A 17,127-nucleotide genomic window follows, 5' to 3' on the forward strand; every position below is an offset into this window, starting at 1 on the left:
GATTATCCTTTCACGGAGCCCGCCATCAGGCCGCGCACGAAGTAGCGGCCGGCGACGATGTAGACGAGCAGGGTTGGAAGGGCAGCGAGGATCGCGCCAGCAAAGTGAACATTGTATTCTTTCACGCCGGTCGATGACTGTACGAGGTTGTTGAGCGCAACCGTCATTGGCTGACTATCCGCCCCTGCAAAGGAGGCACCGAACAGGAAGTCGTTCCAGATGTTCGTGAATTGCCAGATGATCGAGACCACAGCGATGGGACCTGAGGACGGCAGAAGGATGCGCCAGAAGATCTGGAAGAACCCCGCGCCGTCGATCTGGGCTGCGCGAATGAGTTCGGTCGGGAAAACGGCGTAGTAGTTGCGGAAATAGAGCGTGGTGAACCCGATCCCGTAGACCACATGCACCAGCACCAGCCCCCAGGTGGTCCCGGCCATGCCCATCAGGCCCAGCATCCGTGCCATCGGAATCAGCACGATTTGGAACGGAATGAAGCAGGCAAAGAGCATCAGGCCGAACAGGATCGTATCGCCCCGGAAGCGCCATTTCGTCAGCACATACCCGTTGAGGGCGCCCAAAACGGTTGAGACGATCACAGCCGGCACCACCATCTTGATGGAGTTCCAGAAGTACGGCTTCAGACCTGTTGGATCGACGCCGATCTGGGCAGAGGACCAAGCCTTGGCCCAGGGTTCCAGCGTGAAGACCTGCGGCAGGTTCATCATGCCACCGCCGGTGATCTCGTCGAGCGGTTTAACCGAGTTCACCACCATCACGTAAAGTGGCAGCATGTAGAACAGAGCAAAGAGCAGCAGAACGAGATAGATCAGCGTCCGAGTCACACGGCCTGTGCGGATCGCGGAATCTTGAGTGGCGAGGGACATCACTTCTTCTCCCGCAATTCAGCGTAAAGATAGGGGATCATGATCGCCGCGACGGTCATCAACATGATCGTGGCAGAGGCGGCACCAATGCCCATCTGGTTGCGACTGAACGTGTAGGAATACATGAACGTCGCGGGCAACTCGGTCGCTCGGCCAGGGCCGCCACCTGTCAGGGCAATCACAAGGTCAAACGTCTTGATTGCAAGGTGGCTGAGGATCACGAACGCCGACAGGAATGCGGGTCTCAACTGCGGAATGATAATCCGGCGATAGAGGTTCCAGTTCGACGCGCCGTCCATCTGTGCGGCCTTCAATATCTCGTTGTCGATCCCGCGGAGACCAGCGAGGAACATCGCCATGACAAAGCCGGACGTCTGCCAGACCGCTGCAAGAACAACGGTGTAGATCGCGAAGTCGCGGTTCTTGATCCAGTCGAATTCAAAGCTTTCCCAACCCCAGGTCTGCAGGACGTTTTCAAGCCCGATCCCGGGATCAAGAAACCATTTCCATGCAGTCCCGGTCACGATGAACGACAGCGCCATCGGATACAGGTAGACGGTGCGGATCACGCCCTCTGCCCGGATTTTCTGATCAAGAAAGATCGCAAGGCCGAGCCCAAGGATGGTGCAGATGGAAATGTAGAGCGCGGCAAAGATACCCATGTTCGAAAGGGAAATTTTCCAATGGCTCAGGCGCCAGAGCTTGGAATAGTTTTCCCAGCCGACCCAACCATAAGAGGGCAACAATCGGCTGTCCGTGAATGACAGATAGACCGAGAAGATGATGAACCCGTAGACAAAGACGAGAACCATGGCCAGCGACGGTGAAAGCACGAGTTTCGGCAACCAGGATTGAAGTCGCGTTTTGAAATCCACGTCGGCAGAATGTGCCATAACGCGCCCCCTCTTTAGGCTGGACGATCTAAAAGCTTTGGGTGTGGTAGGGCGGCACCAATCGCCGCCCCACCACGGGGAGGATCGTCTCGGAGTTACTGGGCGATTTCGACAGCAGTCACGAGTTCGTCGAGTGCGGTTTCACTATCGAACTCTCCGTTGAAGTGCGCAGTGATCACGTCATACATGGCGTTCTTGACGGCAGCCGGATTGGCGTGGCCGTGGGCCATGGAACCGAAGAGGTTGCCGCTTTCAGCTGCTGCTGCGAGGTCGGCCATGCCCTGCTTGCCGCAAGCGTCAAAGTCAGCATCGGACACGTCCGTCCGCGCTGGAACAGACCCTTTGACCACGTTGAATGCGGACTGGAATGAGGGCGACAGGATGGCTGAGGCAAGTGCCGCCTGTTCAGCCGACACCGCACCACCCTGATCGAACATCATGAATTGGTCGGCGTTGAACGTGACTTGGTCCTGCGTGCCCGGGAAGCGGAAGCAGAGGAAATCCTCGCCCGGGACTTTGCCCGCATTCAGGAACTCACCCTTGGCCCAGTCGCCCATCATCTGGAAACCGGCTTCACCGTTGATCACCATCGCTGTTGCGAGGTTCCAGTCACGGCCCGAGAAGTTCTCGTCCAAATTGGCGCGGATCACAGCCATCCGGTCGAAAGCGACTTTCATCTCATCCGAGGCAAGTGCTTCCGGGTCGAGATCGATGAAGGCGGCTTTGTAGCCATCGGGGCCGAGTGCAGACATGGCGACTGCGTCAAACACGGTGGCATCCTGCCAGGGCTGACCCCCATGGGCGATCGGAATCACGCCAGCGGCAGCCAGCGTTTCCAGTGCCGCGGCAAAGTCTTCCCAGGTCTCAGGAACGGAAATCCCATTGGCGTCCAGAACGGCCTTGTTGGCCCAGACCCAGTTGGTGGAGTGCACATTCACCGGAGCGGAGACCCATGCACCATCAACTTTGGCGAATTGCTGCAATGCTGCTGGCACCACGTTGTCCCACCCTTCGGCGGCGGCAACTTCGTTGAGGTTGGCAAGTGCGCCTTCGTTGGCCCAGTCGAGGATGTCAAAGCCAAGACCCTGAACTGCGGTCGGCGCGTTTCCGGCTGTGACGCGGGCGCGCAGCACGGTCATTGCTTGTTCACCCCCACCACCAGCGACAGGCATATCGGTCCAGGCAATGCCTTGGCTTTCCAGATCACCTTTAAGCACGTTGAGCGCGGCGGCTTCGCCACCAGACGTCCACCAATGCAGGACTTCAACGCCATGCCCGTCTGCTTTTGCTGCACCTGCAGCTGCAGTTAAGGCCAGCGCGATTGCTGTTGTCTTCATGTAAGAACGCATTTGGATACCTCCCATTTCGCGTATCATTTCAAGCGCATTGATTACGCGCTTGCCTTCACCCAAGGTTTTCGGCTGTCGCGTCCCACGCGCATCACCAAGGATTTCACCTCAAGAAACTCGTCGTAGCCGTAGCGGCCGATCTCGCGGCCCTGACCGGACTGTTTGACCCCGCCGAACGCCAGCTCCGGATAGCCATCCATCCAGGTATTCGTCCAAACCGTGCCTGCCTTTGCGTGGCGGGCGTATTCAAGGCAGGTGTGAATGTCATTGCTCCAAATTCCTGCCGACAGACCGTACTCACTGTCATTGGTCAGCGCGATGGCCTCCTCCAGCGTCTTGAAGGTCAGCACCGTCAGAACCGGACCAAACACTTCTTCACGGGCAATCGGCATATCGGGCGTCACATTGCTGATGACTGTCGGTTGGTAGAATTGCGGGCCAAGCCCCTCGACCGAGAGCGCTCCGCCGCCAAGCTCAAGCTTGGCCCCCGCCGCAACGGCTTCTTTCACGTAGCCGTCGATCTTCGTCTGATGCTCGGCCGTCACAATCGCGCCTACTTGCGTGTCGGGGTCCATCGGGTCACCGAATTTCACCTTGCGTGACAACGCCACCACACGCGCAACGAAGCCCTCGGCAATGCTCTCATGAACAATGATCCGGCTTGACGAGTTGCAGCATTGGCCAACGTTGAAGTAGATGCCGAAGGTCGCCGCGTCAGCGGCATTCTCCAAATCTGCATCGGGCATGATGACCTGGGGGTTCTTGCCACCAAGCTCCAGCGCAACTTTTTTGAGTGTGCCCGCCGAAGCTTCAGTGATCATCTTGCCGACAGCGGTGGAACCGGTGAACGTCACCATATCAACGTCGGCATGTGTCGACATCACACTGCCAACAGGCTCACCATGGCCAAGCACGATGTTGCACACCCCTGCGGGAAGTCCCGCTTCGATCAGCAACTCACCCATCATCACCGTTGAGGACGGCGTCATCTCAGAAGGTTTCACGACAACCGTGCACCCTGCCGCCAGCGCAAAGGGCAGCTTTTGTGACAGGATCCAGAACGGGAAATTCCAGGGCGTGATAATCGACACCACGCCGATAGGGTCTTTGACAACCACGCCCAGCATATCCGCGCCCAAGCTGTTATGACTGTCCCCATGAGAGGTCCGGGCCAACGAAGCAGCATAGCGCCACAGGTCCGCGGCCCCCGCCACTTCGCCAAGCGCCTGGCTGATGGGTTTGCCGCTTTCCAGCGTCTCCTGCACGGCAATGCGTTCGACGTTGGCTTCGATCAGATCGGCCACTTTCAACAGCACGGCAGAGCGTTCCTTGGCGGAAATGCGGCTCCAGACACCAGCATCAAAAGCCTTGCGAGCCGCCGCAATGGCATCCGCTGTCACAGCCGCATCGCCCTTGGCCGAGACACTCACAACGGTATCGTGGGAGGGCGACACGCGCTGGAATGTCTCGGCCCCTTCAACCCAATTCCCGTCGATCAGATGACGACCAAGAAAGGTGGCTGGTAAGGCGGTTTGGATGGCTGTGTTGATTGTTAAATCGTTCATGAATCAGAGTCCGGTGAATTTGGGCGCGCGTTTCTCAAGGAAGGCGGTCACGCCTTCGTTTCTGTCGTCGCTCGCAGCGGCGGCAGCGCTTGCCATGACTTCAATTGCAGCGGCTCTGTCTTCTCCGACAGCGCCGTGGATCATCGCCTTGGCGAGCATGTTGGCGCGCGGGGACATGTCTTGAAGTGAACGTGCAATGTCATTGGCGGCGGTAAGAACATCTTCCGATATGTCGGCAGAAAACCCGAGGGCTTGCGCCCGCTCGGCAGTGATCCGACGTCCAAAAAGCGCCATTTCCTTAACAACAGGTTCAGGCAACAACCGCGTCAGCCTTTGGGTGCCGGACCACCCCGGCACAATGCCAACCTTACCCTCTGGCAAGGCCAGCGTGGTGCGTGGTGCCAGAACCCGGATGTCACAGCACGCCGCAAGCTCGAGGCCCCCGCCGAATGCGTGGCCGTTGAGGGCCCCGATCGTCGGTTTGGAAAGTGTCGCCAAGCGGTCGAACACGCGATGCCCTTCGCACACCCAGAAACGGGCAAAGTCGGCAGGGCTCAGCGGACCCCATTCGGCAATGTCCGCCCCACAGCAAAACGCCTTGGGCCCCGCTCCGGTCAGGATCACCGCCCGGATTTCCGGAGCCCTTTCAACGGCTGTCAGATGATCTTCAAGCTGGCGCAACATGGTCATGGTCAGCGCGTTCAGCTTGGCTTCGTTGGCTAGCCTCAGCACGGCAATGGCGCCGTCATATGAGCAGGTAATCTCGCTCACAGGACCAACCCCATGGGCGCTTCTGACAGCAGCTCTTTGGGCATCTGCCGCGCGTTCTCCGCCACCTGGACCCGGCCTCGGGACGCGCCCACGATGTGTTCCTGCGGATCAATCCCGGGCATGATTTCCGTCGCGATCAAACCGTTGCCGGTCAGCTCGATCACGCAGCGTTCGGTCACGTAGATAACGTTTTGGCCCTGCTCCAGTGCCCGCTGGCCCGAGAACGTAACATGCTCAACCTCGTCCACCATTTTGGTGAACTTGCCCGGTGCCTCGATGTTGATGGCGGTGTTCGACAGACTGATTTTTGCACCCGCCTCGAACCACCCCGAGAACACGATGTTCCTGGCCTTTGCGGTGATATCCACAAACCCGCCGCAACCGGCTGTCAGATATGGCTTTTTGCCCAGTTTCGAGACGTTGACATTGCCTTGCACGTCAATCTCGAGAAACGACAGAAACGAGACATCGAAGCCAGCGCCCTGAAAGTAGATGAATTGTTGTGGCGACGGGACATAGGCGTCCGCGTTCGACGCACAGCCAAACGCAAAACCGGTCAGCGGCACGCCCCCGACTGCCCCTTGTTCAATGGCCCAGGTCACGGCATCCGGATGGCCTTCTTCAAGCAACACACGCGGCACCATGGCACTGATCCCAAACCCGAGGTTGGCCGTCATGCCACGCTTCAATTCCTGTGCCGCACGGCGGGCGATCACCTTCTCGACGCCATGCACCGCCAGTGAAAAGCTGTCCCAAGGGCGCATGATCTCGCCCGAGATCGCAGGGTCATAGAGCGTTTCCGTGGTCTGTTTCTGATCCGGATCCACGACCACGCAGTCAACCAGATGGCCCGGGACCCGCACATCATGCGGACGGAGCGAACCATTCGCGGTCACGCGTTTCACTTGGGCGATTACCAGACCGCCATTGTTCCGTACACAGATCGCCTGTTCCAAACCGCCCAAATAGGCCCCCTCGTGTTCGTACGTCAGATTGCCCCGCTCGTCGGCTGTGGTGGCGCGGATGATGGCGACAGTGGGCACTACGTTGGGAAAGTGCAGCCATGTTTTTCCGGCGAATTGGACCCGATCGACAATTGGTGCCGCAGCCCCGCGCTCGTTCATCGCGCAACCCTGCCGCTGCGGATCGACGAAGGTATCAATCCCAACTTCAGTCAGTACACCCGGACGATGCGCCGCGGCCTCACGATGCATGTCGAACAGGATCCCCGATGGTACGTTGTAGGCCGCAACACGGTCCTCTACGATCATCTTCCAGATTTCTGGCATCTCTACGCTTGAAGGCCCAGAAGGGTACGAACCTGCCAAGACCCGGGACAGCAATCCGTTCTTCGCGATGTGATCCATACCCTTCACGCCATAAACATCGCCTGCTGCAATCGGATGGAGTGAGGTGATATCGCGCGGGTGACCTTCGGCATCGAAACGCGCACCAATGGCAGCCAAAACCGCATCGGGGCAGCCCAAGGTAGACGACGAGGAAACCGTCATCACCGCCCCGTCCTCAATCCGCGAAACCGCCTCTGCAACTGGAACAACCTTGGTCATGCGAGCCCCCCGATGCTCCAGTTTTGGAACGTTCCATACCAAATATTGGAACGTTCCAAAAGAAGCAAGGAAAATTTTGACAAAGCAAAGCTCAAAGATTTCAATGGTCAGGAAGTCTCGTAGAGTTCTAACGGCAGACCGTCAGGGCCTCGGAAGAGTGCAAAGCGCCGGCCAGAATATTCACCGATTCGATTGGGTCGACGGGATATCCCGCCCCGCAAGCTCGACAATCGCGTATCAAGATCGCTCAGGCGAAACGCAAGATGCCCAGGATCAGGATGACTGACCGAAACAAGGAAAAACGCGGGCCGAGGTTGGCCCGCGTTTTCGGTGTCAGTTCCCGTAGGCCACAGACGGCAGCCACGTCGTGAGTGCCGGGTAGTAGAAGACGATCAGCAACCCGGTCAGCTGCAAGAGCACGAAGGGGATGATCCCTTTGTAGATATGCCCCAGTGTCACACCGGGCGGGCAGACCCCCTTGAGATAGAAGAGCGCAAACCCGACGGGCGGTGTCAGGAACGAGGTTTGCAACGTCACCGCCACGAGGATCGCGAACCAGACCACCGACGGGTCGCGTACCTGATCAAAGCCCGGCACCGCGAGATCGAGCGCCAGAATGATCGGCAGCATCAGTGGCATGATGATGATGGTGATCTCGATCCAGTCGAGCAGGAAGCCCAGAAGGAACACGATGAACAGGATGAAGGCGACTGTCATGTAGGGATCGTCGAAGGCGGACAGAACCATGTTCTGCACGATCTCGTCCCCGCCATAGCGGCGCAGCACGAAGGCAAAGAAGTTCGCCGCCAGGAAGATACCGACGATGTAGCCGGACGTATTCAGCGTCGACCGGCTCACATCGCGCAGCACCTTCAGGTTCAGCCGTTTGTTCGCCAGCGCCAGCAGCGTCGCGCCCATCGCGCCCAAACCGGAGGCTTCGGTCGGCGTCGCGAACCCTGCAAAGATCGACCCGAGCACCAGCAGGATGAGCAGCATTGGCGGCACAACGGCCAGCAGCACTTCCTTCACTTCGGCCCAACCCACGTCCTCCGTCCGCTCGGGCGCGGGCATGGCCTTTGGGTTGATCAGACCGTAGACGACGATGAACACGATGTAGAGCGCGCCAAGGATCAACCCCGGAAACAACGCCCCCATGAAAAGGTCGCCGAGGCTGATCGCCAACTGGTCCGACATGATCACGAGCATGATCGACGGCGGGATCAGGATGCCCAAGGTCCCGGCGCTGGCAATCGTGCCCGTCGCAATCGGCTTGGAGTAGTTCTGCTGCATCATCGCGGGCAGCGCCATCACGCCCAAAAGCGTCACCGACGCCCCGATCACGCCAGTGGACGCTGCGAGGATGATGCCGATTAGCATCACGGTCAGCGACAGGCCCCCTTTGAGACCGCGGAACAGCTTCTGCATCGCATGCATCATGCGCTGCGCCACACCGGATTGGTCCAGCATCAGCCCCATGAAGATGAACATCGGCAGCGCGACAAGAACCGGGTTCTTGACGATATTGCCGAACAGACGCCCCGACAGCGCCTGCAAGCGCTGGTACGAAATGCCCGTGCGATCGAACTCGATGATGTCGCGGAAACTCGACCGGAACGGATCGAGGAAGAATTCGGCGATCAGCACGAAAACAAGACTGACGCCAACAAGCGCCATCGCCACCGGGATGCCGCGGAACAGCATCCAGATGAAGGTGAGGAACATCGCGAGGACCGCGACCTCGTTCAAGGTCAGGAACTGACCGATAAAGCTCAGCATGGTTCCGCCCCTTATTCAGTAGCGCTGTCGCTGCGGTCCAAAAGACGCGCGACACCGATCACCACAAGCGTCAGCACGATGGTGATGACGATGGTATATTTCATTTCCCAGGGACCCAGGTCGAACTCGCCAAAGATTGCGTGCCGCCCCACGTCGCGGGTGGTCATGTCCGCAGGCCCTGTCAGGTAGACCGCCCACCACAGCGCGTAGTAGATCGCAAGGTTGATGGCGAACATCGTCGACGGAAACGCGAAGAGCAGTTTCTTCCACAAGACGGGGTCGGTCAGGCCCGACAGGTAGCGTATATAGGCCGCCCAGATCGCCACGGCGACGAACAGGAAGCTGACATTCATGAAGACCTTGAGCATCCAGAGATTGTGCAACCCGTTCGGGCTGTCCGATCCTTCGTCGGCAGCGACCGAGGCGATCGCGTAGCCGAGTGTCACGTCCCAGCACAGGATGATGAAGGGCAGAAACAACCAGCCTAGCGCGAAGATCTCGTATTTGTACTTCTTCCGCTTGGGGAAGTTGTCATAGAAGATGTCGACCCGCACGTGGCTGTTCGTCGTGACCGCGTAACCGATCCCGATCAGCACAGCGGCGCCGTAGATCCACCATTGCAGGTCGTCCATCCAAGCCTGGTTGCCCGGTCCGATTTCAGAGCGCCCAAGCGTCCGCAACACCACTTGGGCGCAGATGACCAGCATCAGAATGGGGAACAGCCAGGCGAAAAAGTTGGACACCTGCACGATGAACCGGTCGCCCCGGTTATGATGTTCGCGCCCGGCCTCCCCCGGATCGGTGATCGCAATGCTGCCGTCCGGTGCGACGACTTCCTCGGCCTTGTCCATACGGCCCCCTCCCCAGATATGACGTGGCGCGCGCGGCGCCGGATCACACGGGGTCATACTCCACCCCGTGCAAAACTCTGGCCCGGTCGACCCGGGCCAGAGCAAACCTCACACGTTCAGCGCAGGATCAGTTGCGCGGACGCGGCAGGTAGATGGTGTCGCCCCAGGTCTTGTACCCGGCGCGGAATTCCTGAAGGTCGTCCCAGACTTCCTTAAAGTACGCATCCTCTGCGGCCAGTTCTGCGGCCACTTCGTTCCACGCATTCTCGAACGCGGCGAGCATCTCTGGCGGCCACTGCTTGATGGTCACGCCGTTATTTTCGACGTTGTCCTGCATCGCTTCAAAGTTGGTGGCTTCACCCTCGGCGTAGTTGTCGGTGATGTTCGCCATGCAGGCGATCTCGATCTGCGCCTGGCTGCGCTCGTCCAGATCGTCCCAGCGATCCTTGTTGATCAGCAACTCGAACAGGGTCGCAGGCTGGTGCCAGCCCGGGAAGTAGTTGAACTTCGCAATGTTGTGGAAGCCCAGACGCGCGTCGATCCGCGGCATGGAGAATTCGGTCGCGTCAATTGCACCGCGCTCCAGCGCCGGGAAGATGTCACCACCGGCCAGAAGCGAAGTGGACACGCCCAGACGCTGCATCACTTCCGCGCCAAGGCCGAAGAAGCGCATGTTCAGACCTTCGAGGTCGGCCAGCGAATTGATTTCGTTCTTGAACCAGCCCGACGTTTCCGGCGCGATCAAACCGCAGGGAATGACGTGCACGTTATAGCCGTTCTCGTCGTACATGCGCTGGAACAGCGTCGCGCCATCGTCATACATCATCCACGCCAGGAATTCGCCCGCTTCCGGACCAAACGGCACAGCCGCAAAGAGCGACGCCGCAGGGATCTTGCCCTGCCAGTAACCGGATGTGGTGTAGGCTGCGTCAACCGATCCGTTCGACACCGCGTCAAGCGCTTCAAGCGCGGGGACAAGCTCACCGGGATCGAACTGCTCGAACTCGACACCTTCGGAGATGGAGTTGATCTTCTCGGTGAAGTTCACCGCCGAGGTGCCGAGGATCGGCAGGTTCTTCCCGAAGGCGGACGTCATCTCAAAGGTTTCCTGCGCGCTCACAGCAGACGTCAGGGCAATGCTGGCAGCCGCAGCCGCAGCAAAAGTACGAATGGTCATGATAACCCTCCCAGGTTGTTGTCGGACCCTCCCCAGGTCCTTTGGTAATAGTTTCTTACCAATTCGGCGTATAACAGCCGGACCGGCATGTGTTAATACCCAGTTCTACGGAACGGGCGGCCTTTGAACGACCGCTCTCCCTCTCCTCGTCTCGGTCCGGCGAGGTTAGCAGCGACACTCAGGATCGCAAGGGCCGTTCCCAAGCGGCGGTATCCCTCAGCGCCACCCGACAACCGAAGACGCGGGGCTTAGTACAACCAGAACAACGTGATCGCCGGGAACATCACCAACAGGATCACCCGGACGATGTCCGAAGCCACGAACCAGATCACCGCCTTGTAGGTCGCCATCATCGGCGTGTCCTTGTCCATCGAGTTGATAATGAACAGATTCATCCCCACCGGTGGCGTGATCAGGCCAACCTCAACGACGATCAGAACAAGGATGCCAAACCAGATCGCCACCCATTCGGCTTCGATCCGATTGGCCATGCCCTGCGTGACACGAATGTCGAGCGCCTGCATCTGCTCTCGGGTCAATTCCACCCCGCTCGCAATCGCCGCTTCGATCGATCCGAGCATGTCCTGCGTCATGCCCTCGGGTATGCCGACTGCCAGCACCTCCCGCGCCGCTTCCGCCTGCATCGCCGCAAGATCGACAAAGCCGAAATCCATGACCGAAATGACCGGAAAGAAGATCGGAATCGTCAAGAGAATCATCGAAAGGCTGTCCATCAGGCAGCCAAAAATCAGGTAGAAGAGAAGGATCAGCGACAGCACCATGAACGGGCTCAAGCCCATGTCCACCACCCAGTTCGACAATTCCTGCGGCACCTGTGTCAGCGCCAGAAAACCGTTATAGAACGACGCCCCCAGCACGATGAAAAAGATCATCGCGGTCGCCACCGCCGTCTGAATGATGCTCTGCTTGAACACGTGCCAGGTCAGGTTGCCCGACGCCAGCGCAATCAGTCCGGTGCCCGCAGCCCCCACGGCGGCCCCTTCGGTGGGCGTGAACCAACCCAGGTAGATACCACCAACGACAAGCCCGAACACCAGAAGAACCGGCCAGACATCGATCAGCGCGCGCAACCGCTCCGCATAAGGAACCGCCTCGCGCATCCCCGCGGCCTCCGGGTGGCGGCGCACATAGAGTGAGATGGTCAGCATGTAACCCAAAGCTGCCAGAAGCCCGGGGATGAAGGCCGCGAGAAACAGCTTCGCGATGTTCTGTTCGGTCAGGATCGCATAGATGACAAGGATCACCGACGGCGGGATCAGGATACCCAACGTGCCACCCGCCGCGAGCGTGGCGGTCGAAAACCCGCCGGAATATCCATTGCGCCGCAGTTCGGGCAACGCCACCCGGCTCATCGTCGCCGCCGTTGCCAGAGACGATCCACAGATCGCACCGAACCCGGCACACGCCCCGACCGATGCCATGGCAACACCGCCCTTGCGGTGCCCAAGCCACGACTCCGCCGCCTTGAACAAAGCCGACGACATGCCGGACAGGGTCGCGAACTGGCCCATTAACAAGAAAATCGGAATAATCGACAGCGAATAGCTGGAAAACGTTGAATATGTCTCGGACTTCAGTCGCGCCAGCACCACATCCGGGCTGCCCAGGGCCAGCCACAACCCGCCAATCCCGCAGAGCATCATGGCCAGCCCGATCGGCGCGCGCAGAAAGATCAGTGCCAACAGCACCGGGAACGACCAGATGCCCAGTTCCAGCATGCTCATAGGGCGTCAGATCCGCTTGCAGGCAGGATCGACCGCCCCGTCGCCGCGAGTGTCACTCGCCCGATGGCGCAAAAAATCGCCGTCACCGACGCAACCAGCGCCGCGACAAAACTCGCCGCATAGGCCCACCAGATCGGAAACTGCAGCAAAAACGTCGTCTCACCGTTGTTGATCTTGTCCATCATCCCGGCGCTCAACCGCCAGGTGATCAGGAGGATGACCAGCGTCAAGACGACCTCCCAGAAGGCCTGCAACCAGCGGTTCACCCGCTCCGACATGGCCGAGGTGAAGATGTCCACGGTCGCGTGCCCGGAATAAAGCTGGCAGATCGGCAGAAACGCAAAGATCGCAAAGGCTATGCCCGCCTCCACCAGTTCGAAATCGCCCGTCACCGGCCCGACTCCGGTGCCAATCAGCCAGGCACCGAACCCGTCGGTGACAAGATCGGAATGCCCGAACGTGTTGAGCCCCCGGCCCAGAACCGACACGCAGGTCAAAATCACCAGAAGGGTTAGTACAACGCCCCCCAGAACCGCCATGATCCGCGCAAGACGTTCAATCGCCGTCTTCATGCCGCTGATGCCCCCTGCCCGTATCGACCGCTGCCCGGACACGATGCCCGGGCAGCGCGCCACGCCTTACTGCGTGTTGTGCTTTTCAAGCAGCTCGTCCTTGCGCGCAATGAGCGCCTCGGCGTCGATGCCCTTCTCGTTCATTTCGGCAATCCACTCCGCCGTGGTCGCCTCGGCCGCCGCACGCCAGGGCGCCGCCGCCTCTTCCGAGATCGTGATGACGTTGTTGCCTGCGTCGAGCGCCGCCTCACGCGACGGTCCATCGTCGGATTGCATCTGCGCCCCGGCCATCCGGCTGAACTCCAGCCCGGAATTGTCGTCGATCACCGCCTTGAGGTCATCCGGCAGCGCCTCGTAGGCATCCCTGTTCATCGCGAAGATAAAGGATGTGGTGTAAATCGCGTTGCCCTCGAACTCGGTATGGTTCTCCACCAGCTCGGCCACTTTCAAAGCGCCGACCACTTCCCACGGGATCACCGCACCGTCGACCACACCTTTGGAAAGCGATTCAGGAATCGCGGGTACAGGCATGCCCACGGTGGTTGCACCAAGGTTGCCGAACAGCTTTGTCGTCACCCGCGTCGGAGCGCGCAGCTTGACCCCGTTCAGATCCTCGGGGCTTTCGATCGGATCAGCCGAGTGGATCACCCCCGGGCCGTGCACCCAGACGCCCAGCACTTTGAAATCGGCAAAGTCCTGATCCATCATCTGCTCTTCCGCCAATTCCCAATAGGCCGCCGACATGTCACCGGCATCGGTCATGGTGAACGGCAGCTCGAACACCTCGGCCCGCGGGAAGCGGCCCGGCGTGTAGCCCGCCACGGTCCACACGATATCGGCCACGCCATCGATGGCCTGGTCGATCAGTTGCGGCGGCGTGCCCCCCAACTGCATCGACGGGAAGTGCTGGATCTCGATCCGCCCGCCGGACGCCTCCATCACCCGCTCGGCCCAAGGCACGAGCACGTTTTTCGGCACATTGGCCTGCGCTGGCAGAAACTGGTGCATCCGCAGCGTGACCTCCTGCGCCAAGGCGCCGGTGGCCAGCACCGCCGCCACAGCTGTCGTCCCAGCGAGCTTCAGAAATGCGCGCTTTATCATGGATATCTCCTCCCTGTGTTTTCTGGCGGTATAAACGCACGAAGCCCAAAGGGAATCCAAGCGGAAATTACCCGCGCCCGATATAGGGCATCGTCGTCGCGATGACCGTCATGAACTGAACATTGGCGTCCAGGGGCAACTTGGCCATGTGCAGAACCGACGATGCCACATGTGTCACGTCCATCGTCGCGTCAAATGGTTGTCCTGCCGCCTCGGCCTGCGCGCGCAGGTTCGCGACAATCTCGGTCTCCGCATTGCCGATATCGATCTGACCGCAGGCGATGTTGAAGGGTCGCCCATCCAGAGACAGAGACCGCGTCAGCCCGGTGATCGCGTGTTTGGTCGCCGTATACGGCACCGATCCCCACCGCGGCACATGGGCCGAGATCGACCCGTTGTTGATGATCCGTCCACCTTGCGGGTCCTGCCGACGCATCTGCGCAAACGCCGCCCGCGCGCAGAGGAAGCTCCCTGTCACGTTGATGTCGACACAGCGCTGCCAGTCGTCCAAGGCGATCTCGTCGATCGTCGCCCCGAAAGTGCCCACGCCAGCATTGTTGAAAAGCGCATCGATGCGCCCCCAGGTTGCGACAGCGGTGGCAAATGCGGTCTCGACCGCCGCCGCATCCGCAACATCACAGGGCAGTGGCAATGCGTCCTCATATCGATCCGCAATCTCTTGCAACGGTCCCTCGCGCCGCCCGATCAGCCCGACGCGCCACCCGTCGCCAAGAAACGCCTCGGCGCAGGCTTTGCCAATCCCGCTTCCCGCGCCCGTGATGATGATGCTCGGGCCCATGACACCCCTCCCAGATGACCCACATACGTTCTGGACAATCCGCCAGCGGACAGCAAGTCTCGCTCAACAGGGATCAAGAGGAAGACATCACATGATCGAACGCATGGAAATCGGCCAACGCATGTCGAAGATCGTCAAGCACAATGGCACGGTCTACCTTTGCGGTCAGGTGGGCGCAGGCGACACGGTCACGGAACAGACACAAGACTGCCTCGCCCGTGTCGACGCGCTTCTCCAACAGGCCGGATCGTCGCGCGAACAGATCCTTCAGGCGATCATCTGGCTGTCCGATATGAAGGATTTTGCCGAAATGAACGCCGTCTGGGACGCTTGGGTGCCCGAAGGCCACGCCCCCGCCCGCGCCTGTGGCGAGGCCAAGCTGGCCCGCGATGTGCTCAAGGTCGAGGTGATCGTGACGGCGGCTTACGACTGAGACATGTCGGTCTTCCAACCGCATATCCGGCAACGGCCATTTGAAAAGATAAAGTGAACAACGCGGTGCAGTGGTGATCGTGTTCCGCAATCTCCTAGCGATGATTGGAGCCGTCTGCGTCTTGGCATCGTGCACGCAGTCTTACGAAGCGACCGTCCGCCTCGGCACACAGAAGAGCGCCTCGATGACAGTAGAGGGGATGTTCGGTCTTCACAGTGATTGGCACAGAACCTTCACAATCAGCGACGGGGCGAACACATCCTCGATCGAACTTTTCCCAGACACTGGCTGGTGGCGCGGATCGCATCTCTTTCTCCACGGATCAGGGACCTATGTCTTGCACGAAGGACAGCTTGGTTGCACACGCTTCGCGCTGGAACCGCTCACGTTCGATCCGCCAGAGCGCATTCTGTGTGCCAAGACCTCTCAATCCGACACCGATGTCGAAGCTGCGCAGGACCGATTGAACGGATACCCCAAATCGCGATTCTACGAAGGACTCTATTACATAGGCAGGTTTATCGAGGCGCACGCATCCGGCTCGGACAACACAGATGCGCCTCTTGTGTTTCAAACCCACGAACACCATCCGGAAACCGAACTGCCGGCCAGATTGTAGGCTCGTTCGAACAAACGCGTGCTGCTGTGCGCCTCAATAAAGCCCCGCCACCTTGCCGCGCAGCTGCACCAGCGCCAGCACCGTGTCGATGGTCGGCGTCGGCACCCCGACGATCCGACCCAATTCCTGCACCGACCCGACCAGGGCGTCGATCTCCATCGGACGCCCCTGATCGAGGTCCTGCAACATCGATGTCCGGTGCGCGCCCACGGCGGCCCCGCCGTCAATGCGCCGCTCCACATCGATCGGGAACTTCACTCCCAGCATTTCGGCAATCTCCTGCGCCTCGAGCATCATGCCCCGCGCCACGGCCCGCGTGCCCGGCTCGGTGCAGAGCACATCGAGCGTCGCATGCGTCAAGGCCGAGATCGGGTTGAACGACAGGTTGCCCCACAGCTTGACCCAGATCTCGTCCCGCAGCCGCGGCCGCACCGGCGCCTTCAATCCTGCCGCCGACAAAGCCTTCGATAACGCCATGGCCCGCTCGGACTTCGACCCGTCCGGCTCACCCAGCGAAAACCGATTGCCCTCGATATGCTTGACGACGCCGGGTTCAATCACCTCCGCTGCCGGGTAGACCACGCAGCCCAGAACCCGGTCCGGACCGAACCCGTCCCACTGCTTGTTCCCCGGATCGACCGTCTCGAGCCGCGTGCCGTCGTATTGCCCGCCCAGCTTGTGGAAGTACCACCACGGCACGCCGTTCACGCCCGACACGATCGTGGTCTCCGGCCCAATCAGCGGTTGCATCTTATCGACGACCCCTGGCACGGAATGGGCCTTGAGCGTGACGATCACGTAATCCTGCACGCCGAGAGCGGACGGATCGTCCGATGCCGATACATCGACCGTCGCCTCACCGTCTTCTTCGATCAGCTTGAGACCGTTCTCCTGCATCGCCGCCAGATGCGGCCCGCGCGCCACCAGGCTCAGGTCCGCCCCCGCCTGCGCCAGCTTGACCCCCATATAGCCGCCAATCGCGCCCGCTCCGAACACGCAAATCTTCATCGCTCACCCCAAAAGC

The 17,127-nt window shown here is 60.0% G+C and carries 16 protein-coding genes; 2 read left to right on the forward strand and 14 right to left on the reverse strand.

Annotation, left to right across the window (positions count from 1 at the left end; translation table 11 throughout):
* Positions 1–2: 2 nt before the first annotated feature.
* From BUA42_RS06805 to BUA42_RS06865, 13 genes are all read right to left on the reverse strand, one after another.
* Positions 3–884: a carbohydrate ABC transporter permease gene (locus BUA42_RS06805; RefSeq protein ID WP_072776966.1), complete on the reverse strand. Its 882-nt coding sequence runs from the start codon at positions 882–884 to the stop codon at positions 3–5.
* Complete coding sequence (locus BUA42_RS06810) at positions 884–1,777, reverse strand: carbohydrate ABC transporter permease (RefSeq protein WP_072776967.1); 894 nt, start codon at positions 1,775–1,777, stop codon at positions 884–886. Before BUA42_RS06810 ends, BUA42_RS06805 begins: the two co-directional genes overlap by 1 nt.
* Before the next feature lie 95 nt (positions 1,778–1,872).
* Positions 1,873–3,126: an ABC transporter substrate-binding protein gene (locus tag BUA42_RS06815; RefSeq protein WP_072777453.1), complete on the reverse strand. Its 1,254-nt coding sequence runs from the start codon at positions 3,124–3,126 to the stop codon at positions 1,873–1,875.
* Positions 3,127–3,167: 41 nt separating this feature from the next.
* Positions 3,168–4,691 carry an aldehyde dehydrogenase family protein gene (locus BUA42_RS06820; protein WP_072776968.1) on the reverse strand — a complete coding sequence of 508 codons (1,524 nt, stop codon included), beginning with the start codon at positions 4,689–4,691 and terminating at the stop codon, positions 3,168–3,170.
* 3 nt (positions 4,692–4,694) lie between these two features.
* Positions 4,695–5,462, reverse strand: coding sequence for an enoyl-CoA hydratase/isomerase family protein (locus BUA42_RS06825; protein WP_072776969.1), 768 nt, complete (start codon positions 5,460–5,462; stop codon positions 4,695–4,697).
* Positions 5,459–7,030, reverse strand: coding sequence for an acyl CoA:acetate/3-ketoacid CoA transferase (locus BUA42_RS06830; RefSeq protein ID WP_072776970.1), 1,572 nt, complete (start codon positions 7,028–7,030; stop codon positions 5,459–5,461). Before BUA42_RS06830 ends, BUA42_RS06825 begins: the two co-directional genes overlap by 4 nt.
* Positions 7,031–7,363: 333 nt before the next feature.
* Positions 7,364–8,806 carry a TRAP transporter large permease gene (locus tag BUA42_RS06835; protein WP_072776971.1) on the reverse strand — a complete coding sequence of 481 codons (1,443 nt, stop codon included), beginning with the start codon at positions 8,804–8,806 and terminating at the stop codon, positions 7,364–7,366.
* Positions 8,807–8,817: 11 nt separating this feature from the next.
* Positions 8,818–9,657, reverse strand: a complete 840-nt coding sequence (locus BUA42_RS06840) for a TRAP transporter small permease subunit (RefSeq protein ID WP_072776972.1) — start codon at positions 9,655–9,657, stop codon at positions 8,818–8,820.
* A 127-nt stretch (positions 9,658–9,784) separates the two neighbouring features.
* Entirely contained in the window at positions 9,785–10,834 is a 1,050-nt protein-coding gene (locus BUA42_RS06845) for a TRAP transporter substrate-binding protein (protein ID WP_072776973.1), read from the reverse strand.
* Positions 10,835–11,082: 248 nt separating this feature from the next.
* Positions 11,083–12,579, reverse strand: coding sequence for a TRAP transporter large permease (locus BUA42_RS06850; protein ID WP_072776974.1), 1,497 nt, complete (start codon positions 12,577–12,579; stop codon positions 11,083–11,085).
* A complete protein-coding gene (locus BUA42_RS06855; protein ID WP_342715968.1) occupies positions 12,576–13,214 on the reverse strand; it encodes a TRAP transporter small permease in 639 nt (212 codons plus the stop codon). The genes BUA42_RS06850 and BUA42_RS06855 overlap by 4 nt, the downstream gene beginning before the upstream one ends.
* A gap of 3 nt (positions 13,215–13,217) precedes the next feature.
* Complete coding sequence (locus BUA42_RS06860) at positions 13,218–14,252, reverse strand: TRAP transporter substrate-binding protein (RefSeq protein WP_072776975.1); 1,035 nt, start codon at positions 14,250–14,252, stop codon at positions 13,218–13,220.
* Between the two features lie 67 nt (positions 14,253–14,319).
* Entirely contained in the window at positions 14,320–15,051 is a 732-nt protein-coding gene (locus BUA42_RS06865) for an SDR family oxidoreductase (RefSeq protein ID WP_072776976.1), read from the reverse strand.
* A gap of 91 nt (positions 15,052–15,142) precedes the next feature.
* Here BUA42_RS06865 and BUA42_RS06870 point away from each other — a divergent pair, with 91 nt between their 5' ends.
* Together BUA42_RS06870 and BUA42_RS06875 are read left to right on the forward strand one after the other, a co-directional pair.
* Positions 15,143–15,484: a RidA family protein gene (locus BUA42_RS06870; RefSeq protein ID WP_072776977.1), complete on the forward strand. Its 342-nt coding sequence runs from the start codon at positions 15,143–15,145 to the stop codon at positions 15,482–15,484.
* Positions 15,485–15,668: 184 nt separating this feature from the next.
* Positions 15,669–16,103, forward strand: a complete 435-nt coding sequence (locus BUA42_RS06875; RefSeq protein WP_143152638.1) for a hypothetical protein — start codon at positions 15,669–15,671, stop codon at positions 16,101–16,103.
* Between the two features lie 33 nt (positions 16,104–16,136).
* Here the strand turns inward: BUA42_RS06875 and BUA42_RS06880 are convergent, their stop codons facing one another.
* Complete coding sequence (locus tag BUA42_RS06880) at positions 16,137–17,111, reverse strand: 2-dehydropantoate 2-reductase (RefSeq protein WP_072776979.1); 975 nt, start codon at positions 17,109–17,111, stop codon at positions 16,137–16,139.
* Between the last annotated feature and the right edge of the window lie 16 nt (positions 17,112–17,127).

Origin of the sequence: Marivita hallyeonensis, from assembly GCF_900129875.1 — a bacterium.
Classification (GTDB): Bacteria; Pseudomonadota; Alphaproteobacteria; order Rhodobacterales; family Rhodobacteraceae; genus Marivita; species Marivita hallyeonensis.

Excerpts from the sequence above, each read along its gene's own strand:
- BUA42_RS06820 (WP_072776968.1), bottom strand. The coding sequence starts at position 4,691 with ATGAACGATTTAACAATCAACACAGCCATCCAAACCGCCTTACCAGCC.
- BUA42_RS06810 (WP_072776967.1), bottom strand. The coding sequence starts at position 1,777 with ATGGCACATTCTGCCGACGTGGATTTCAAAACGCGACTTCAATCCTGG.
- BUA42_RS06880 (WP_072776979.1), bottom strand. The coding sequence starts at position 17,111 with ATGAAGATTTGCGTGTTCGGAGCGGGCGCGATTGGCGGCTATATGGGG.
- BUA42_RS06875 (WP_143152638.1), top strand. The coding sequence starts at position 15,669 with ATGACAGTAGAGGGGATGTTCGGTCTTCACAGTGATTGGCACAGAACC.
- BUA42_RS06870 (WP_072776977.1), top strand. The coding sequence starts at position 15,143 with ATGATCGAACGCATGGAAATCGGCCAACGCATGTCGAAGATCGTCAAG.
- BUA42_RS06865 (WP_072776976.1), bottom strand. The coding sequence starts at position 15,051 with ATGGGCCCGAGCATCATCATCACGGGCGCGGGAAGCGGGATTGGCAAA.
- BUA42_RS06835 (WP_072776971.1), bottom strand. The coding sequence starts at position 8,806 with ATGCTGAGCTTTATCGGTCAGTTCCTGACCTTGAACGAGGTCGCGGTC.
- BUA42_RS06845 (WP_072776973.1), bottom strand. The coding sequence starts at position 10,834 with ATGACCATTCGTACTTTTGCTGCGGCTGCGGCTGCCAGCATTGCCCTG.
- BUA42_RS06860 (WP_072776975.1), bottom strand. The coding sequence starts at position 14,252 with ATGATAAAGCGCGCATTTCTGAAGCTCGCTGGGACGACAGCTGTGGCG.
- BUA42_RS06805 (WP_072776966.1), bottom strand. The coding sequence starts at position 884 with ATGTCCCTCGCCACTCAAGATTCCGCGATCCGCACAGGCCGTGTGACT.
- BUA42_RS06830 (WP_072776970.1), bottom strand. The coding sequence starts at position 7,030 with ATGACCAAGGTTGTTCCAGTTGCAGAGGCGGTTTCGCGGATTGAGGAC.
- BUA42_RS06815 (WP_072777453.1), bottom strand. The coding sequence starts at position 3,126 with ATGCGTTCTTACATGAAGACAACAGCAATCGCGCTGGCCTTAACTGCA.
- BUA42_RS06840 (WP_072776972.1), bottom strand. The coding sequence starts at position 9,657 with ATGGACAAGGCCGAGGAAGTCGTCGCACCGGACGGCAGCATTGCGATC.
- BUA42_RS06850 (WP_072776974.1), bottom strand. The coding sequence starts at position 12,579 with ATGAGCATGCTGGAACTGGGCATCTGGTCGTTCCCGGTGCTGTTGGCA.